Source organism: Halospina sp. K52047b (assembly GCF_008709855.1).
GTDB classification, from domain to species: Bacteria; Pseudomonadota; Gammaproteobacteria; order Pseudomonadales; family Oleiphilaceae; genus Halospina; species Halospina utahensis_B.
In genome coordinates this window covers 91,993-108,360 of the sequence record NZ_VYJH01000008.1, presented here as the reverse complement: position 1 = coordinate 108,360, position 16,368 = coordinate 91,993, and the positions used below count along the sequence as shown (strand labels likewise).

Annotated in this window: 16 protein-coding genes; 8 read left to right on the top strand and 8 right to left on the bottom strand. The window is 63.4% G+C overall.

What is annotated here, in order from left to right; all coding sequences use genetic code 11:
* Positions 1-17 precede the first annotated feature (17 nt).
* Genes F3089_RS11220 through F3089_RS11190 form a run of 7 tightly spaced genes read left to right on the top strand, consistent with a single transcriptional unit; the run spans position 18 to position 7,875 of the window.
* Complete coding sequence (locus F3089_RS11220; RefSeq protein ID WP_151440885.1) at positions 18-2,075, top strand: chemotaxis protein CheA; 2,058 nt, start codon at positions 18-20, stop codon at positions 2,073-2,075.
* A complete protein-coding gene (locus tag F3089_RS11215; protein WP_151440884.1) occupies positions 2,075-2,611 on the top strand; it encodes a chemotaxis protein CheW in 537 nt (178 codons plus the stop codon). The genes F3089_RS11220 and F3089_RS11215 overlap by 1 nt, the downstream gene beginning before the upstream one ends.
* Positions 2,612-2,614: 3 nt before the next feature.
* The gene (locus tag F3089_RS11210; protein ID WP_151440883.1) at positions 2,615-3,382 is read left to right on the top strand and encodes a ParA family protein; all 768 of its coding nucleotides are present in this window, start codon (positions 2,615-2,617) and stop codon (positions 3,380-3,382) included.
* Positions 3,382-5,304 (top strand): methyl-accepting chemotaxis protein, encoded by a 1,923-nt coding sequence (locus F3089_RS11205; RefSeq protein ID WP_151440882.1) that lies wholly within the window; start codon positions 3,382-3,384, stop codon positions 5,302-5,304. The genes F3089_RS11210 and F3089_RS11205 overlap by 1 nt, the downstream gene beginning before the upstream one ends.
* A gap of 16 nt (positions 5,305-5,320) precedes the next feature.
* Positions 5,321-6,139: a CheR family methyltransferase gene (locus F3089_RS11200; protein WP_151440881.1), complete on the top strand. Its 819-nt coding sequence runs from the start codon at positions 5,321-5,323 to the stop codon at positions 6,137-6,139.
* 2 nt (positions 6,140-6,141) lie between these two features.
* Positions 6,142-6,798, top strand: a complete 657-nt coding sequence (cheD, locus tag F3089_RS11195; RefSeq protein WP_151440880.1) for a chemoreceptor glutamine deamidase CheD — start codon at positions 6,142-6,144, stop codon at positions 6,796-6,798.
* Positions 6,799-6,801: 3 nt separating this feature from the next.
* Entirely contained in the window at positions 6,802-7,875 is a 1,074-nt protein-coding gene (locus F3089_RS11190) for a protein-glutamate methylesterase/protein-glutamine glutaminase (protein WP_151440879.1), read from the top strand.
* On the opposite strand, the gene F3089_RS11185 is transcribed toward F3089_RS11190, so the two are convergent.
* From F3089_RS11185 to F3089_RS11165, 5 genes are all read right to left on the bottom strand, one after another.
* Positions 7,863-8,672, bottom strand: coding sequence for a substrate-binding periplasmic protein (locus tag F3089_RS11185; protein ID WP_151440878.1), 810 nt, complete (start codon positions 8,670-8,672; stop codon positions 7,863-7,865). The two genes, F3089_RS11190 and F3089_RS11185, sit on opposite strands and share 13 nt — an antisense overlap.
* A 95-nt stretch (positions 8,673-8,767) precedes the next feature.
* The gene (gene mnmM / locus F3089_RS11180) at positions 8,768-9,316 is read right to left on the bottom strand and encodes a tRNA 5-(aminomethyl)-2-thiouridylate-methyltransferase MnmM (RefSeq protein WP_192497355.1); all 549 of its coding nucleotides are present in this window, start codon (positions 9,314-9,316) and stop codon (positions 8,768-8,770) included.
* Complete coding sequence (locus tag F3089_RS11175) at positions 9,313-10,272, bottom strand: D-2-hydroxyacid dehydrogenase (protein WP_151440876.1); 960 nt, start codon at positions 10,270-10,272, stop codon at positions 9,313-9,315. The genes mnmM and F3089_RS11175 overlap by 4 nt, the downstream gene beginning before the upstream one ends.
* 79 nt (positions 10,273-10,351) lie before the next feature.
* Positions 10,352-11,557, bottom strand: a complete 1,206-nt coding sequence (locus F3089_RS11170; RefSeq protein ID WP_151440875.1) for an acyl-CoA dehydrogenase family protein — start codon at positions 11,555-11,557, stop codon at positions 10,352-10,354.
* A gap of 13 nt (positions 11,558-11,570) precedes the next feature.
* Positions 11,571-12,878, bottom strand: coding sequence for an acyl-CoA dehydrogenase family protein (locus tag F3089_RS11165; RefSeq protein WP_151440874.1), 1,308 nt, complete (start codon positions 12,876-12,878; stop codon positions 11,571-11,573).
* Positions 12,879-13,092: 214 nt separating this feature from the next.
* Between F3089_RS11165 and F3089_RS11160 the strand changes: the two genes are divergently transcribed.
* Entirely contained in the window at positions 13,093-13,671 is a 579-nt protein-coding gene (locus tag F3089_RS11160; RefSeq protein ID WP_095617941.1) for an outer membrane beta-barrel protein, read from the top strand.
* 19 nt (positions 13,672-13,690) lie between these two features.
* Here the strand turns inward: F3089_RS11160 and F3089_RS11155 are convergent, their stop codons facing one another.
* The 3 genes from F3089_RS11155 to F3089_RS11145 all read right to left on the bottom strand — a co-directional run bounded on the left by F3089_RS11155 (position 13,691) and on the right by F3089_RS11145 (position 16,363).
* On the bottom strand, positions 13,691-14,452 hold the full coding sequence (locus F3089_RS11155; protein ID WP_095617942.1) for an ABC transporter permease: 762 nt from the start codon (positions 14,450-14,452) through the stop codon (positions 13,691-13,693).
* Positions 14,449-15,372 (bottom strand): ABC transporter ATP-binding protein, encoded by a 924-nt coding sequence (locus F3089_RS11150; RefSeq protein ID WP_095617943.1) that lies wholly within the window; start codon positions 15,370-15,372, stop codon positions 14,449-14,451. The genes F3089_RS11155 and F3089_RS11150 overlap by 4 nt, the downstream gene beginning before the upstream one ends.
* 61 nt (positions 15,373-15,433) lie before the next feature.
* The gene (locus F3089_RS11145) at positions 15,434-16,363 is read right to left on the bottom strand and encodes a cation diffusion facilitator family transporter (protein WP_095617944.1); all 930 of its coding nucleotides are present in this window, start codon (positions 16,361-16,363) and stop codon (positions 15,434-15,436) included.
* Positions 16,364-16,368: the final 5 nt, after the last annotated feature.

Sequence of the window (16,368 nt, the reverse complement as noted above, 5' to 3'; positions counted from 1 at the left end):
CACAGGCCGGAGTGGCTATGAGCATCGACATGAACCAGTTCCTGCAGACCTTCTTCGAAGAAAGCTTCGAGGGACTGGACGACATGGAAAACGGCCTGCTCAACATGACGGCCGGCGAACCCGACGTCGAACAGCTCAATGACATCTTCCGGGCGGCCCACTCGATCAAGGGCGGCGCGGGGACCTTCGGCCTGAACTCAGTCACCGATCTGACCCACAAGCTTGAAACCCTGCTGGACCGCCTGCGGGAAGGCGAAAGCGAGGTGACCACCGACGGGATCAACCTGCTTCTGGCGTCCGTGGACTGCCTGCGCTCCCTGCTCCAGGCGGAGCGTGATGGCACTGAAGCGGATCCCCAGCAGGCGGCCGACATCACCACCCGGCTGGCGGCCATGGTCGACGGCGACGATGACGACGGCAGCAGCAGCGACGGTAATGCTGGTGATGATGCTGGCAGCACCGCTACGGCTGACGATGGCTCCGGCCCGGGCGGCGGCTGGCGGATCGGTTTTACACCCGAACCCCACCTGTTCATGACCGGCAACGACCCGCTGCGGCTGCTGGAGGAACTGAGCGAACTCGGTGAGATCCAGGTGAGCTGCGACAGCAGCAGTCTCCCCGCCCTGCCGGACCTTGACCCGGAACAGTGTGTTCTGAGCTGGACCATTGACCTGTATGGAGGTGTCGAGCGGCAAGCCATTGAAGAGGTGTTCGAGTGGGTCGAGGATGACTGCTCCCTGACCATTGAGCCTCTGGAACCGGCCGGCGGGGATACCACCACCGCGGCCCCGGAACCCGAGGCGGCCAGCGCCGGAGAGCCGGCGGGCGACGACACGCAACAGAAGCCGGCACAGCAGAGCAGCGGCGGCAATGCCAGCACCAGCAGCTCCATCCGGGTGGACACGGGCAAGATCGACAACCTCATCGATATGGTCGGTGAACTGGTCATCACCCAGTCCATGCTCAACGAGCTGGGCGAGAACTTCACCATGGACAAACTGGAGAAGCTCCAGGACGGCCTGGCGCAGCTTGAGCGCAACACCCGCGAGTTGCAGGAAAACGTCATGCGCATCCGCATGGTGCCGATCAGCTTCGCCTACTCGCGCCTGCCGCGCATGGTCCATGACCTGATGCGCCAGCTGGGCAAGAAGGTGGACCTGCAGCTCAACGGCGAGGAGACCGAACTGGACAAGACGGTGATGGAGAAGATCATCGACCCGCTTGTCCACCTGGTCCGCAACGCCATGGATCACGGCATTGAGCCCCCGGAAAAACGCGCCGAGCTGGGCAAGCCAGAGACCGGCACCCTGGAGATGAACGCCTACCACAAGGGCGGCTACATCGTCATCGAGATCAACGATGACGGTGGCGGCATCAGCCGTGACCGGCTGCTCAACAAGGCCCGCGAGGCGGGGCTGGTGGAAAACGGTTCGGAACTCTCCGACGAGCAGGTCTTCGACTTCATCTTCCATCCCGGCCTGTCCACCCATGATGAGGCCACCGACGTCTCCGGTCGTGGCGTGGGCATGGACGTGGTCAAACGCAACATCAAGGCACTGGGCGGCAACATCACCGTCAATTCAACCCCCGGCAAGGGGACGCGCTTCGCCATCCACCTGCCGCTGACCCTGTCCATCCTCGACGGGCAGCTGTTCCGGGTGGGCGACCAGGTCTATGTGGTGCCGCTGATCTCGATCATGGAGTCGCTGCAGATGCAGGGCGGCAAGATCAAGCGCATGGCCGGCACCTCCGAGCTCTATGAGTGGCGGGACGACTACATTCCCATCATCCGCCTGCGGGAGCTGTTCAACGAGGCCGGCGGGGGCGATCTGGAGAACGAGCTGATGGTGGTCGTGGAAGAAGACGACCGTTACGTCGGGCTCCACGTGGACGAACTCCTCGGCCAGCAGCAGGTCGTGATCAAGAGCCTCAAGAGTAATTATCGGCCGGTGACCGGCTTTGCCGGGGCAACCATCCTGGGCAATGGCACCGTGGCGCTGATCCTCGACATTGCCGGGCTTCTTGAGCTGGCCCAGGCACGCGACGAAGTGCTCACGAAGGGAGCCAATAACTGATGAGCGAATCCGCAAGCGACAAGACCAACAGCGTCGCTACCACCCAGCAGGATGCCGCACTCCAGGGCACCGTGGGCGACGGCGACCAGTATCTCACCTTCACGCTGGGGGATGAGGAATACGGTGTGGACATCCTCAGGGTCCAGGAGATCCGGGCCTGGGATACCGCCACCCCCATTCCCAACACCCCTCCCTACGTGAAGGGGGTCATCAATATGCGAGGCACCATCGTGCCGGTGGTGGACCTGCGCGAGCGTTTCGGCATGGAAACGCTGGAATACACCCAGTTCACCGTGGTGGTGCTGGTCAAGGTCATCCACGGCAACCGGGAGCGGATCATGGGTCTGATCGTGGATGCACTTTCCGAGGTCTATGGGATCAACGAAGACCAGCTCCGGCCACCGCCCGAGTTCGGCACCGTGATCCGGACGGACTTCATCCGCGGCCTCGCCACCATGGAGGACAAGATGGTGATCGTACTGGACGTGGACAGCCTGCTCGGCGAGGACGCCGGGGTGGGCGGGGACGGCGACTGACCCATGCGTGCTGTCGCGGTCCTGAACCAGAAAGGTGGTGTCGGCAAGACGACCACCAGCGTTCACCTCGCCCATGGTATGGCACGGCTGGGTGAATGGGTTCTGGGCATCGACATGGACCCGCAGGGGCACATGGGCACCAGCCTGGGCGCGGACAACCGCCTGCCCGGGCTCGACCGGGTGCTCCTGAACGAGGAGCGCCTGGTGGATCACCGCCAGAACGTTCGCGAACACCTGGATCTGATCTGTGCCGGCCCCGGACTGCGCAGCTTCGAGACCCTGGACGAGGGCGGCCCGGAGCGCGGCTGGTGGCTGAACGAAGCGCTGTACGAACTGGAAACGGAAAGCGCCAGCGAGGCACCGGAATGGGTGATCATGGACTGCCCGCCCTCCTCCGGGCTGCTGGCCATGAACGCCCTGCTCGCCGCCGATGACCTGGTGATACCGGTGTCCTGCGATTTCCTGTCATTGCAGGGGCTGTCCACGCTGATGCAGACGCTTTCAAAGGTCGAGGAACGGATGCAGGGAGCCAGCCGCAAGTGGCTGGTCCTGACCCGCTTCCAGACCCGGCGGCGACTGTCGCGCGAGGTGCAGGAAACCCTGGTGAACCACTTCCCGGGGCAGCTGCTGCAGACGCCGATCCGGGAGAACGTAGCCCTGGCGGAAGCGCCGGGGTTCGGCAGAACGGTTTTTGAATACCAGGCCACCAGTAACGGCGCCGCCGACTACGCGGCCCTGGTGGAGGATCTGAGATTGGGGAGAGTGCGCTGATGGCCGAGAACAACCGCAGTAACCGCAACGGCGGCTCCGGGCGCCGTGGCGGAGGCCGGCGGCAGAAACTGGGCAATGATCCGCTGGCATGGATGGAAGACAGCGACGGAACACCCCCGGAGCCGGAACCTGAACCGGCCACCGGCCCCAGAGACGAACAGAAGACACAACAGACCGAGTCACGGGAGAGCAAGACCATGGCCAGCACCAACCAGAGTAACCAGGTCACCATTGACCCGGCGGAATACGAGGCCCTCCAGCGCACCAAGCTGGCCCTGCATACCGCGACCACGGCAATGATGACGACGGACCCAGAGGGCCGCATCGACTACCTCAACGAACGCATGCAGGACCTGCTGCGCGATTATGAGCGCGACCTCGCTGAAGAGAACCGGGGCTTTCGTGCCAAGGGACTGGAGGGCGAGGATCTGGTGGATACCTTCCCCCAGCTGCGTTCCATTGCCCGCCAGATGAACAAGGTCCGCAATGACGCCATCCACGAGACTGTGGACATCGGCCGGCTGCGCTTCGACATCGCTATTACCGGGGAAGAGAGCGAGCGGGGCGAATTCCTGGGCAACACCATTGAATGGTTTGATAAGACCGAGGAGCGCGAGCGCGAGGAGAACGAGGAGCAGGTCCGCTCGGAACTCAAGGATATGATCAACCAGGTCCGTGAGGGGCGGCTCGACGAGCGGGTCGACACCGACGCCATGTCCGAGGGCTTCATCAAGGATCTGAGCGCGGACGTGAACAGGGTCGTGGACGCCGCCCAGCGGCCCACTCAGGAAGTGATCCGCGTCATGAAGAACCTCGCGGATGGCAACCTGCATGACAAGATGCAGGGCGAGTTCGAGGGCGACTTCGGTCGACTCCAGGAGGCGGTCAACGAAACCGTGGATGTGCTGCGCAACACGGTTGAACAGATCACCGATGCCACCGGCAACATCGACTCCGCGGCCAAGGAGATCGCCCAGGGCAACCAGGACCTGTCCCAGCGTACCGAGGAGCAGGCCAGTTCCCTGGAGGAAACCGCCTCATCGATGGAGGAGATCACCTCCACCGTGAAGCAGAATGCGGACAACGCCCAGGAATCCAACCAGCTGGCTACGGCGGCGCGCGAAAAAGCCGAGCGCGGTGGTGAGATCGCCCGCCAGGTGGTGGATGCCATGAGCGAGATCAAGAGTTCGTCCAGCGAGATCAATGACATCATCACGGTGATCGACGAGATCGCCTTCCAGACCAACCTGCTGGCCCTGAACGCGGCCGTCGAGGCAGCGCGTGCGGGCGAGCACGGGCGCGGATTCGGCGTGGTGGCCGCCGAGGTCCGCAACCTGGCCCAGCGCAGCGCCTCCGCCGCCAAGGACATCAAGAAGCTGATCAAGGACTCCAGCGAGAAGGTCGAGCACGGCACCAAGCTGGTGGACGAATCCACCGAGACCCTTAACGAGATCATCAACTCGGTCCAGACGGTGACTGACAAGATCGCCGAGATCGCGGCGGCCAGCAACCAGCAGTCCTCCGGGATCGACGAGATCAACAAGGCCGTTTCCCAGCTGGATGAGGTCACCCAGCAGAACGCGGCCCTGGTGGAAGAAGCAGCGGCGGCCTCCGAGTCCCTGGATGAGCAGACCACCTCACTGGTGGATCTGATGAGCTTCTTCGGCGACAGCGGCGCAGGCAGCCAGAAGGCGGCCAGCGGGAGCCGTGCCGGAGGCGGACAGCGCCAGAGCAGCGGTGCGGGCAGCCGCAGCCAGGGTCAGCGTTCCACACTGGCCCAGCGTGGCAATAATGGTTCAGGCACGGGGGCCAGGTCCGCCCAGAGCAGTGCGGCGGGCGGAGCCAACACCGGCGCGACGGCCCGGAACACCGGACAGCAGGCAGAAGACGGCAATGATGACAGTGAATGGGAAGAGTTCTGAGCGGGAGTAGGCGATAGTGTCCCGGGAGCGGGAATTCCAGTTCACCCGTGGGGACTTTGAGTGGATCCGCGAGAAGGTGACTGGCGAAACCGGCATCCAGCTCAATCCCTCCAAGGACCAGATGGTGTATTCCCGGCTCGCCCGTCGCCTGAGAGCGCTGGGCCTGCCGGATTTCGCCTCCTACAGGAAGCTGCTGGAACAGGACAATGGCGAGGAGATGGGCCAGTTCGTCAACGCCCTGACCACCAACCTCACGGCCTTCTTCCGGGAATCCCACCACTTCGATCATCTGGCGGGGATCCTTCAGGAATGGGCCGGCGAGCCCATCAACATCTGGTCCGCAGGCTGTTCCACCGGCGAGGAGGCCTACTCCATCGCCATGACGGTGCTGGAGAATCTCAGCGCACAGGATGCCGAAAGGGTGACCATCACCGCCACCGACCTGGACAGCAGCGTGGTGGAACACGGCCGCCGGGGCATCTACGACGAGGGACGGCTTTCCGGTGTGCCCGCGCTGCTGAAGAAACGCTACTTCCTCCGGGGAACCGGCCGCAATGCCGGCAAGGCGAAGGTGAAGGAGCCACTCAGGCGCATGGTCACCTTCGACACCCAGAATCTGCTCCACGACTGGCCCTTCAGCGAACGGTTCCGGATCGTGTTCTGCCGCAATACCGTCATCTATTTCAACAAGGAACTTCAGGCGCAGCTGTTCGAGCAGCTGCACCGCTACACCGCGCCCGGCGCCTGGCTCTACATCGGCCACTCGGAATCCCTGTGGAAGGTCACTGAACGCTTTGTCTCCCATGGCCGTACCATCTACGAACGAGTGGACTGACCATGGCGGAAGCAGCGATCACAACCCACCCAAGACAGCCCCGCGCCCTGCCCGGCTTTGAGCGGATCCGGCGCTACTGGGACCCGGTCAACCACGTCTGGGCGGCCAAACTGCTGCCCGGCGAGTTCTATGTGAGCCGGGGCGATGAGATGATCGTCACCACCCTCGGCTCCTGTGTGGCTGCCTGCATCCGGGACCCGAAACGCGGCGTGGGGGGCATGAACCACTTCATGCTGCCCACACGGGGCGGGGACCCGGAAAGCTGGGTGGACGACCCGGTCAACCTGGCCACCCGCTACGGCAATAACGCCATGGAGCAGCTGATCAACCGCATCCTGAAACTCGGCGCTCGCCGCCAGGACCTTGAGGTCAAGCTTTTCGGTGGGGGCCGTGTCCTGAAGGGTGTGACCACGGACATCGGGCAGCGCAATATCGAGTTCGCCATGGAATACTGCGCGACCGAATCCCTGGGACTGATCAGCCGGGACCTGGGAGGCGCCTACCCGCGCAAGGTACAGTTCTTCCCGGATACCGGGCGCGCCTTCAGCAAGAAACTCTACCGTACCCGCAACCAGACACTCATCGAACGCGAGGAGCACTACCTCCACGAACTGGAGGAAGAACCGGTGTCCGGCGGCGATGTGGATCTTTTCGAATAACCGATGAACCGGGAGTACCAGATGATCCGCACCATTGTGGTCGACGATTCGGCGCTGATCCGCCAGATGCTGACGGAAATGCTCAACGATGCCCCGGACATCGAGGTGGTGGACACCGCGCACGATCCGTATGACGCGCGGGAGAAGATCAAGGCCCACAATCCGGATGTGATCACGCTGGACGTGGAGATGCCGAAGATGGACGGCATCACCTTCCTGCGCAACATCATGCGGCTGCGCCCAATGCCCGTTCTCATGGTGTCCTCACTGACACAGGACGGCGCCGAGGTCACTCTGGAAGCGCTGGAGATCGGCGCCGTCGACTATGTCGCCAAGCCCCAGGTCAACGTCGCCAGCGAATTCCAGGACTACGCGCGGGAGATCCAGGACAAGGTCCGCATGGCCGCCTCCGCCCGGGTTACCGCCAGTTCCCGCCCGGCCGGGGAAAAGCGCAGCGCGGGCTCGGTGCTGCCCAAGCGCCGCCCCGGTGACCTGAAGAGCACCGAGAGGCTCATCGCCCTGGGCGCCTCCACCGGCGGCACCGAGGCCCTGCGCCACGTTCTGGAGCAGCTGCCCCCGGACAGCCCGGGGGTGGTCATCACCCAGCACATTCCCCAGGAGTTCAGCCGGGCCTTTGCCAACCGCATGGATGGCACCTGCGCGGTGACGGTCACTGAAGCCCAGCATGGCCAGCGGATCATTCCCGGCCACGTCTATGTAGCCCCCGGCAACCGCCACCTGACCGTCAAGCGTGACGGTGCCCGCTACACCTGCCAGCTCCATGACGGTGACCCGGTGAATCGCCACCGGCCCTCGGTGGATGTGCTGTTCCGCAGCGTGGCCAATGAAGCCGGAAAGAATGCCGTTGCCGCCCTGCTCACCGGCATGGGCGATGATGGAGCCAGGGGCATGAAGGAGCTGCACGAGCTGGGCGCCTACACCGTGGCCCAGAACGAGGAGACCAGCGTGGTCTGGGGGATGCCGGGAACAGCAGTGGAGATGGAGGCGGTCAGTGACACCCTGGCACTGGACCGGATCGCCGAAGCCCTACTGGGCCGGGCGCGTCAGTCCACCTGATCGGGGGTGAGCCGTTCCACGGCGGGCACGTCGTTACCCAGCGTGTCCACCAGGATCCGCTCGATCCCACCTTCCCGGCGCATGGCTTTCAGTGCCCGGTTGAAATCCTCGATGCGCTCGGCATTGCCCGCCACCTCGCGGGAGAGAAGCAGATGAAGCCGGTCCTCACGGACCGGTTCGGGATGCCAGGTCAACGCCTTCGCCTCTTTCTCACTGAGAAGATCACTGATTATCCGCTGGCCGACCACCCGGTCCATGGGAAACAGGTCAATGCGGCCCGCCAGCAGCTTATGGAAATTCAGCTCATCCGATGACACGGTTTCCGTGATGGCAATCCCCTGGCTCGTCACCCGGTCGATCACGTCGCCATAATCGTAACCGCGGGTCAGTCCAATGCGGTACTCGGCAAGATCGGCTGTGTTTTCCCAGTCAAACGGCATGTCCGCCCGGTGGAAGAACACGTATTCGGTGACGATCACCGGCCGACTGATGAAGAAGTCCTCGCGCCGCTCACTGGAAGGCATCCAGACCGCGGTGCCGTCACGCTGGCCCCTGCGGGCAAGATACAGGGACCGGGCCCAGGGGTGGAATTCATACTCGACCCGGTAGCCGGCGCGCTCGAACGCCCGGGTCACGATCCGGGAGGCAATGCCGTAACCGGGCTCTTCCCTGCCCAGATAGGGTGGCCACTCGCCATTGGTAATGTGCAGCGTGCGGTCCTGAGGGACTCCCTCGGCCAGCGCTGGGGCTGGCACCATCACAGCCAGCGCCAGAAGCACTGTTCTCAACCATGCCATTATACCCTCCCCCAGCGGACCACCGGACTTTCAGAAAAATTCCCCGCAGGGACAGGGTGGCAATACCCGGAACAGCTGTCCACCGAAACGCGGATTCAGCGTGTAAGAAGCACCAGGACAGGACCGCGGTGGCCGGACGGGTCAACAGGCATGCGCCACTCATAACCGCTCCCGGTCAGCCATTCGCGGATGGCGTTCCATTCGGCCTCGCCACCATCGTGGCCACGGTACACCATCAGCGACAGACAGCCGCCGGAGGCCAGCATTGCCATCGACTGTTCCAGAGCAGGGATTGTCGTGTCCGCCCCGGTGGTGCGGGTGCGGTCACTGCCGGGGAGATAGCCCAGATTGAACATCACGGCATCCAGCTGCCGCTCCCCGTGGGGCCTAACCTGCTCCCGGATATGGGCATGGCTTTCACAAAGGAGGGTCACGCGCTCGCCAAGCCCGGCGTCGGCAAGCTGGTTTCGGGTGGCCTCGATAGCAGCAGGCTGGATATCCATTGCCCAGACATGGCCCGTGGCGCCCACCTGCTCCGCCAGGAACCGGGTGTCATGGCCATTCCCGGCCGTGGCGTCCAGCGCCAGGCCGCCCTCGCCCAGCACCCCGGCAACCGCTTCATGGGCCTGACGGGTCAGTCTCACACCACCCACCGTTCCAGGGTGCCGGCGGCGAAGGCCTGCAGGTTGTCGGCGCTCTGCTGCACCATGCGCTGCCGGGCCTCCTGACTCGCCCAGGCACAGTGCGGGGTCACCAGCAGGTTGGGGATATCGTCGGCAAGCAGGGGATTGCCATCCACCGGCGGTTCCTGTGTCAGGACGTCCACGCCGGCGCCGGCAATGTCGCCCTGGCGCAGGGCATCCGCCAGCGCCTGCTCGTTAACGATACCGCCCCGGGAGGTGTTCACCAGCAATGCGGACTCCTTCATGGTCCTGAGAGCCTGCGCATCGATCAGATCCCGGGTGTCATCGCTCAGAAGGCAGTGCACGGAAAGCACATCCGCGACAGGGAGCAGCCTCTCCAGCGACTGCCGGGGGAAACCATCCGCCTCCCCTTCCGGCTGCCCGGGTCTGGCCGCGATCCGCACATCCATCCCAAAGGCCTGCCCCAGCCGGGCCACGCCCTGCCCCAGATCGCCATACCCAAGCACCACAAGGGTCCTGCCCTCCAGCTCGATGATGGGATGATCCATGCGACAGAACATGGGGCTCTGCTGCCACCAGCCGGCGCGTACATCCTGGACGTAATCCACCAGACGGTTGGCCAGGGCCAGAATCAGGGAGAACGTATGCTGGACCAGTACGGGCCGGGCGTAACGGATGGCGTTGACCACACGGATGCCCCTGGCCTCGGCCGCTTCCAGGTCGATGTTATTGACCCCTGTGGCGGTGACGACCACGACACGGAGATCCGGCGCCGCCGCGAAATGCTCATCCCTTAGAACCACTTTGTTCGTGACCACGGCTTCGGCATCCGCGATGCGCTCGGCCACCTGTTCGGGAGCACTGGTTCCATGGAGGGTCAGATCCGCGGCGGCCTGCATCGGGCCCAGGTCCACGTCCGACCCAAGGGTATCGGCATCCAGGAAAACGGCTTTCACGGTGATGATTCCTCCTGATCGGGTACAGCGATGACAGGCGTTATTGTCACCGCTGACCCCCGTTGAGGCAATCAGCCGATCACCGCAGCTCGCTGGAACTCAATCCCAGCAGGCGCCGGGCAATGATCAGGTTCTGGATCTGCTGGGTGCCTTCAAAGATGTCCAGGATCTTGGAGTCCCGGGCCCATTTCTCCAGCAGTTCCTCCTCGCTGTAGCCCAGGGTGCCCGCCAGCTCGGCGCAGCGCAGGGTGATCCAGTTACCCACGCGCCCGGCCTTGGCCTTGCACATGGAAGCCTGAACCGAATTGGGCTGATGGTTGTCCGCCATCCAGGCGGCACGCACGGTCAGCCAGTAGGCGGCCTCCCATTCCGCCTCCATGCGGTAGATCTCGGCCTCAACGGCGGAGCCATTGTCCACGGGCTGACCGTAATCCAGATTCACTTGGTCGACGAGGAGTTCCTTCAACCGTTCCAGCGCGGCACGGCCGCAGCCCACCGCCATGGCCGCCACCAGGGGACGGGTGTTGTCGAAGGTCTGCATGGCACCGGCAAAGCCCTTGCTGGTGTCGACCTCGGGACTCCCGAGCAGGTTCTCCGCCGGTACCCGACAGTCCTGGAAGTGGATGGCGGCGGTGTCCGAGGCCCGAATGCCCAGCTTTTTCTCCAGGCGCGCCAGCTCCATGCCGGGCGTGCCCCACTCCACCACGAATGACTTGATGGCAGCCTTGCCCATGGACGGATCCAGGGTTGCCCAGACCACCACGCAGTCCGCCCGCTCACCGGCGGTCACATAGATCTTCTCGCCATTGAGGACGTACTCGTCGCCCTCACGGCGAGCCGTGGTCCGGATGGCGCCGGAATCCGAGCCGCAGCCGGGCTCGGTGATAGCCATGGCCGCCCATTTACCTTCGAATCGCTGCTTCTGCTCATCCGTGGCAACAGCGGAAATGGCGGCATTGCCCAGCCCCTGGCGGGGCAACGAGAGCATCAGGGCCACGTCGCCGTAGCACAGCTCCATGGCGCCGAGACAGACGCCCATGTTGGAGCCGTTACGCACGCCTTCGGTGCCAGCCTCGCCACTGGCCCCGGTGGTCGCGGCGCCCGCCGAGTTGGAGGGATCGCCCTCGTTGAACCCATCCAGAATCGAAGCCAGCATATCCAGCTCCCTCGGGCGCTCATGCTCATGCCGGTCGTAATAGCGTGAAATGGGCCTGAAGGTGCCCGCAGCGACCTGGTGGGCATTGTTGACCAGTGAACGGAATTTCTTCGGGATTTCCAGGTTAATGCCATGCCCTCCCTTAAAGATGCAGGCCGCCGAAGGCGATACCGGTGGCCCGCAGGTCCCGGTACCAGCGTTCTACGGGGTATTCGTGGGTGTAACCGTGGCCGCCCAGGACCTGTACACCGTTGGTGCCGATGCCCATGGCCTTATCCTTGACCAGAGTCCGAGCCAGGTGCGCCTCACGCCGGAAGGGCAGGCCCTGCTCGGCGCGGCAGACAGCGCGCCAGGTGAGCATGCGCATGGCATCCAGCTCGATGGCCATATCCGAGATCAGGAAGGCCACACCCTGGCGGTGGCTGATCGGCTCGCCGAAGGCGGTACGTTCATTCGCGTAGGGGATCACGTAGTCCAGCATCGCCTGGCTGGTGCCGATGGCCAGGCTGCACCACGCCAGGGTGCCCAGGTCCACGAAGGCCCGATAGTCGAAATCACCGGCGCCGAGCCGGTTGGCCGCCGGCACCGTCACACCATCAAGGGTGACACGCCCCTGGCCGCCGGCCCGGACCCCCATGGCGAAATCCGCCTCGACACCGAGCCCCTGGCTGCCCCCTTCCACGATGAACACGCCGGGCCCGTCCTCGGTCATCGCGGCCACCAGGAAGAGCTCCGCCTGCGCCGCCAGCGGCACCAGGCTCTTGGTGCCTTTGAGCACGTAGTGATCGCCCCGGCGGCTGGCGGTGCAGGCCGGGCGCAACGGATCGAACAGGGGGGCGGGTTCGGAAACTGCGATGGTGGCCACCGGCGGGTGGTCGCCGGCGAATTCCACCAGGTAGGTCCCCTGCTGGTGGGCACTCCCCCACTGGGTGAGCGCATTCGCCACGGAAACAGGCGCGAGGATGGCAATGGCCTGCCCCATGTCCCCGTGCGCCAGGTCTTCCGCCACCAGCATTGAGGTGACCGGGGAACGTTCCGTGGCCGCCCCCCCCAGCGCCTCCGGCACGGCAAAGAGCGTCAGACCGAGTTCGGAGGCCTGCTCCAGGGTTCCGGGCGCGATGCTCTGCTCCGCGTCCGCGGGTTCCCCGCGCTCCCGGAGCACCTCGCGGGCGAATTCCTGCACGCTTTCACGGATCATGCGCTGCTCGTCCGTGATGTTCAGATCGAACAGGTCACGGGTCTCGCCGGAGGCCTGCAGGCGCTGGGGGCGTTTGAGGGGATTGAGGTTGCGGAACTGGCGGGCGCTGGTGCTGATCGCACTGAAGCTGGAACGACTCAGGTAATAGCTGATGTTCTCAGCAGTGCGCCGTACTCCCAGGCGGTCAAGCACCCCTGAACCAGCCAGATGGTTGAGCGCGCTCAGGGCGTATCCCATTGCATCGCGGGCCATGAGCCTCTCCTCGGATTGTGACTGATAATCCGATTATGACGAATCTGGCGCCATTGCCATTGACCATAATGCCGGTACGGACTGCTAACGGTGCAGCTATCCAACCGGATTCATACGGTGAAATGTGGATGATTCATCAATTCCAGCCCCGAACTGGATGAGAGGATTGACCGGAAAAACAGGCATGCCATGATCCAGCCTCAATGGAAAACCAATGGGCTTCAGGGACACAACTTCAATGAAACGCATCATTATTTTGGGGGCACTGCTTCTCGTTACTTCTCCGTTTGCCGTAGCCGGGCCGCAACGCCCCATCGATCAGGGTACAACCTTTCTTGGAGCCCAGTACGCCCGCCTGACGTTCTCTTCCGACCGGCTGATCACTTCAGCAACCCCCTCGATGATCACCCTGAGGGGTGGCGTTTTCGTACTGGACTATATTGCCGTTGAAGCCCGCTACGGCACGGGTATTGAGAATGAGAGCGCACTGGCGCCGGATGGTGAGCTGGTCAACACCAAGGTGCAGCATTTCGGTAGCACGTACATGACCGCCCATGCGCCGATAGGCAGCCGATCCTCGTTCTACATCTTCGGCGGGTTCAGTGAGTTCAAGGCCCGCTTTGAGCGCCCGGATTCCACGTTGAATAAAAGCGAATTTTCCGGTTCCTATGGCGCTGGGTTCCAGATCAATTTCAGCCGCGCCGCTGGGCTGAATATCGAATACAATCGTTTTCTGGAAAAACAGGGACACCGGCTGTACGGTTTTTCCATCGGAACCCAGCTCTATTTCTGAGCCAGAGCGCATCCCCTGCTCAGGATTTGAGACGATACCCCGTGCGGAAGATCCACCAGACCAGCGTCAGGCACAGGAGCATGAAGAAGAAGGTCATGCCGAGGCTGACCAGCAACGGGACATCCGAGACTTCATAGAAGCTCCAGCGGAAACCGCTGACCAGGTAGACCACGGGGTTGAACAGCGACACGGTCTGCCAGAACTCCGGCAGCACATCGAGGGAGTAGAAGGTGCCACCCAGGAAGGTCAGCGGAATGACCAGCAGCAGGGGGACCACCTGGAGCTGCTCAAAATCTTCCGCCCATATCCCGATGATGAAACCGAACAGGCTGAACGTGAAGGAGGTCAGCACCAGGAACGCCAACATCAGGAAGGGGTGAGCGATGGGAACGTCCACGAACAGCTGGGCGGTGAAGAGGATGATCAGCCCCAGCACCAGGGATTTGGTCGCCGCCGCGCCCACATAGCCCACCACTACCTCCAGGTAGGACACGGGCGCGGACAGCACCTCGTAGATGGTGCCGGTAAAGCGCGGGAAGAAAATACCAAAGGAGGCGTTGGTCACGCTCTGGGTCAGCAGCATGAGCATGATCAGGCCGGGGACGATGAAGGCCCCGTAGGGAACGCCCTCCACCTCCTGCACCCTTGAGCCAATGGCCGCCCCGAACACCACGAAATAGAGTGAGGTGGTCACGATCGGGGAAATGATCGACTGCAGCCAGGTGCGCAGGGCCCGGGCCAGTTCAAAATGGTAGATGGCATACATGCCGCGCAGATTCATGATCCGTTCACCAGGTCCAGGAAAATGTCCTCCAGCGAGCTCTGGGTCGTATGCAGGTCCGTAAAGCGGATCCCCGCCTCCCCCAGCGCCTGCATCAGGTCGTCAATACCGGTCCGGGCGGACTGCGTCTCATAGGTGTAGATCAGCGCGCTGCCGTCCTCGGAGAGCCCCAGATCGTAATCCGCCAGAGCTGCGGGAATGGCCTCCAGCGACTCGCGCAGCTGCAGCACCAGCTGCTTGGTCCCCAGCTTGCGCATGAGCTGCTTCTTGTCTTCCACCAGAACGATCTCGCCCTGATTGATGACGCCGATGCGGTCCGCCATCTCTTCCGCTTCCTCGATGTAATGGGTGGTGAGGATCACGGTGACGCCACTCTGGCGCAGGTACTCCACCGTCTCCCACATGCCCTGGCGCAGTTCAACGTCCACACCGGCCGTGGGCTCATCAAGGAACAGCACTGACGGCTCGTGAGCCAGTGCCTTGGCAATGAGCAGCCGCCGCTTCATGCCCCCGGAGAGCATGCGCAGCTGGCTGTTGCGCTTTTCCCACAGGGAAAGATCGCGCAGCACCTTTTCCAGATAGGCGTCATCGCGCGGCTTGCCGAACAGCATGCGGCTGAAGCTGACCTTGTCCCAGACGGTCTCGAACGCATCCCGGGTCAGCTCCTGGGGGACAAGGCCGATGCGGGAACGCGTCTGGCGATAGTCACGCTGGATGTCGTAACCGTCCACGGTGACCCGGCCGCCGGTGGCGTTGACGATGCCGCAGATGATACTGATCAGCGTGGTCTTGCCGGCGCCATTGGGGCCCAGGAGCGCGAAAATCTCCCCTTTGTGAATCGCCAGGTTGATGTTCCTGAGTGCCTGGAATCCGTCCGGGTAGGTCTTGTCGAGATTCTCAATGGAGAGGATGGGGCTCACGGGTCACCTCAATTGCTGGCAGCGGGGCAAAGGGTATCACACCCGTGCCGGGGCTGGCCCTTCAGGCGGGTTCATGGCCATTGGTGGGCGCCGCCCAGCGGGGATCGGCCGTGAACACCACATCCAGCACCAGTGACGGAACAATACGACGCAGGCGCCCGTCCAGATCGGTGCGGATACGGTCCTGCTGGCCCAGGGTCCCGTTGTCACTCGCCGCCGGAAGGACCACGTGCACCAGCAGGTAGAGAGTCCGGCCCGGGCGCACCATCCGCAGCGAAAAATCCTGTGCCCCCCATTCCCCCACCACGGCCTCCACCACATCATGCACCGGCTGACGCACATGCTTCGGCGGCGCCCGGTTGAGCAGTTCCTTGATGGCATCCGAAGCCATCCGGAAAGGCGTACTCAGGCAGAACAGCACCACCACCGTGGCCACCATCAGAGGATCCACATAGGGGGTGATCACGGAAAAGCCCACCGCCTCCGCCAGCGGGATCAGGCAGAAGGCCAGCAGCACCGAGGCCGAGATCACCGTGTTGATCCACCAGTTGGCGAAGTCCGCCTCCACCAGTGGACTGGTGGTATGACGCCGGGCACGGCGCAGCAACACAAAGGTCATAATGCTGCTGGTGGTTGCGATCACCGAATAAAGGATGGCCAGACCAGCGACGATCTCCCGGCCACCGGAGAGCAGCACCAGCACGGAATCCCCCAGGGCCAGCAGGGAAATTCCCAGGATGAGCAGGCCTTTGGCAGCATTGACCAGGGACTCGAAGTAGGCATGGCCGAAGGGATATTTCTCATTGTCCGGCATGGCCAGCAAGCGGGCGACCCGAACACTGAGAAAGGCCATAACGCTGTAGATGAGATTGAAGAGCCCATCGAGCAGGATCACCTGGGATCCCGTGATCACGGACAGGACCAGACCGGTCACCCCGAGAAAGAGTGCCATTCCGGCCGAAAGCATCAATGCGTCTGTCTCGGTTCGCATTCCAG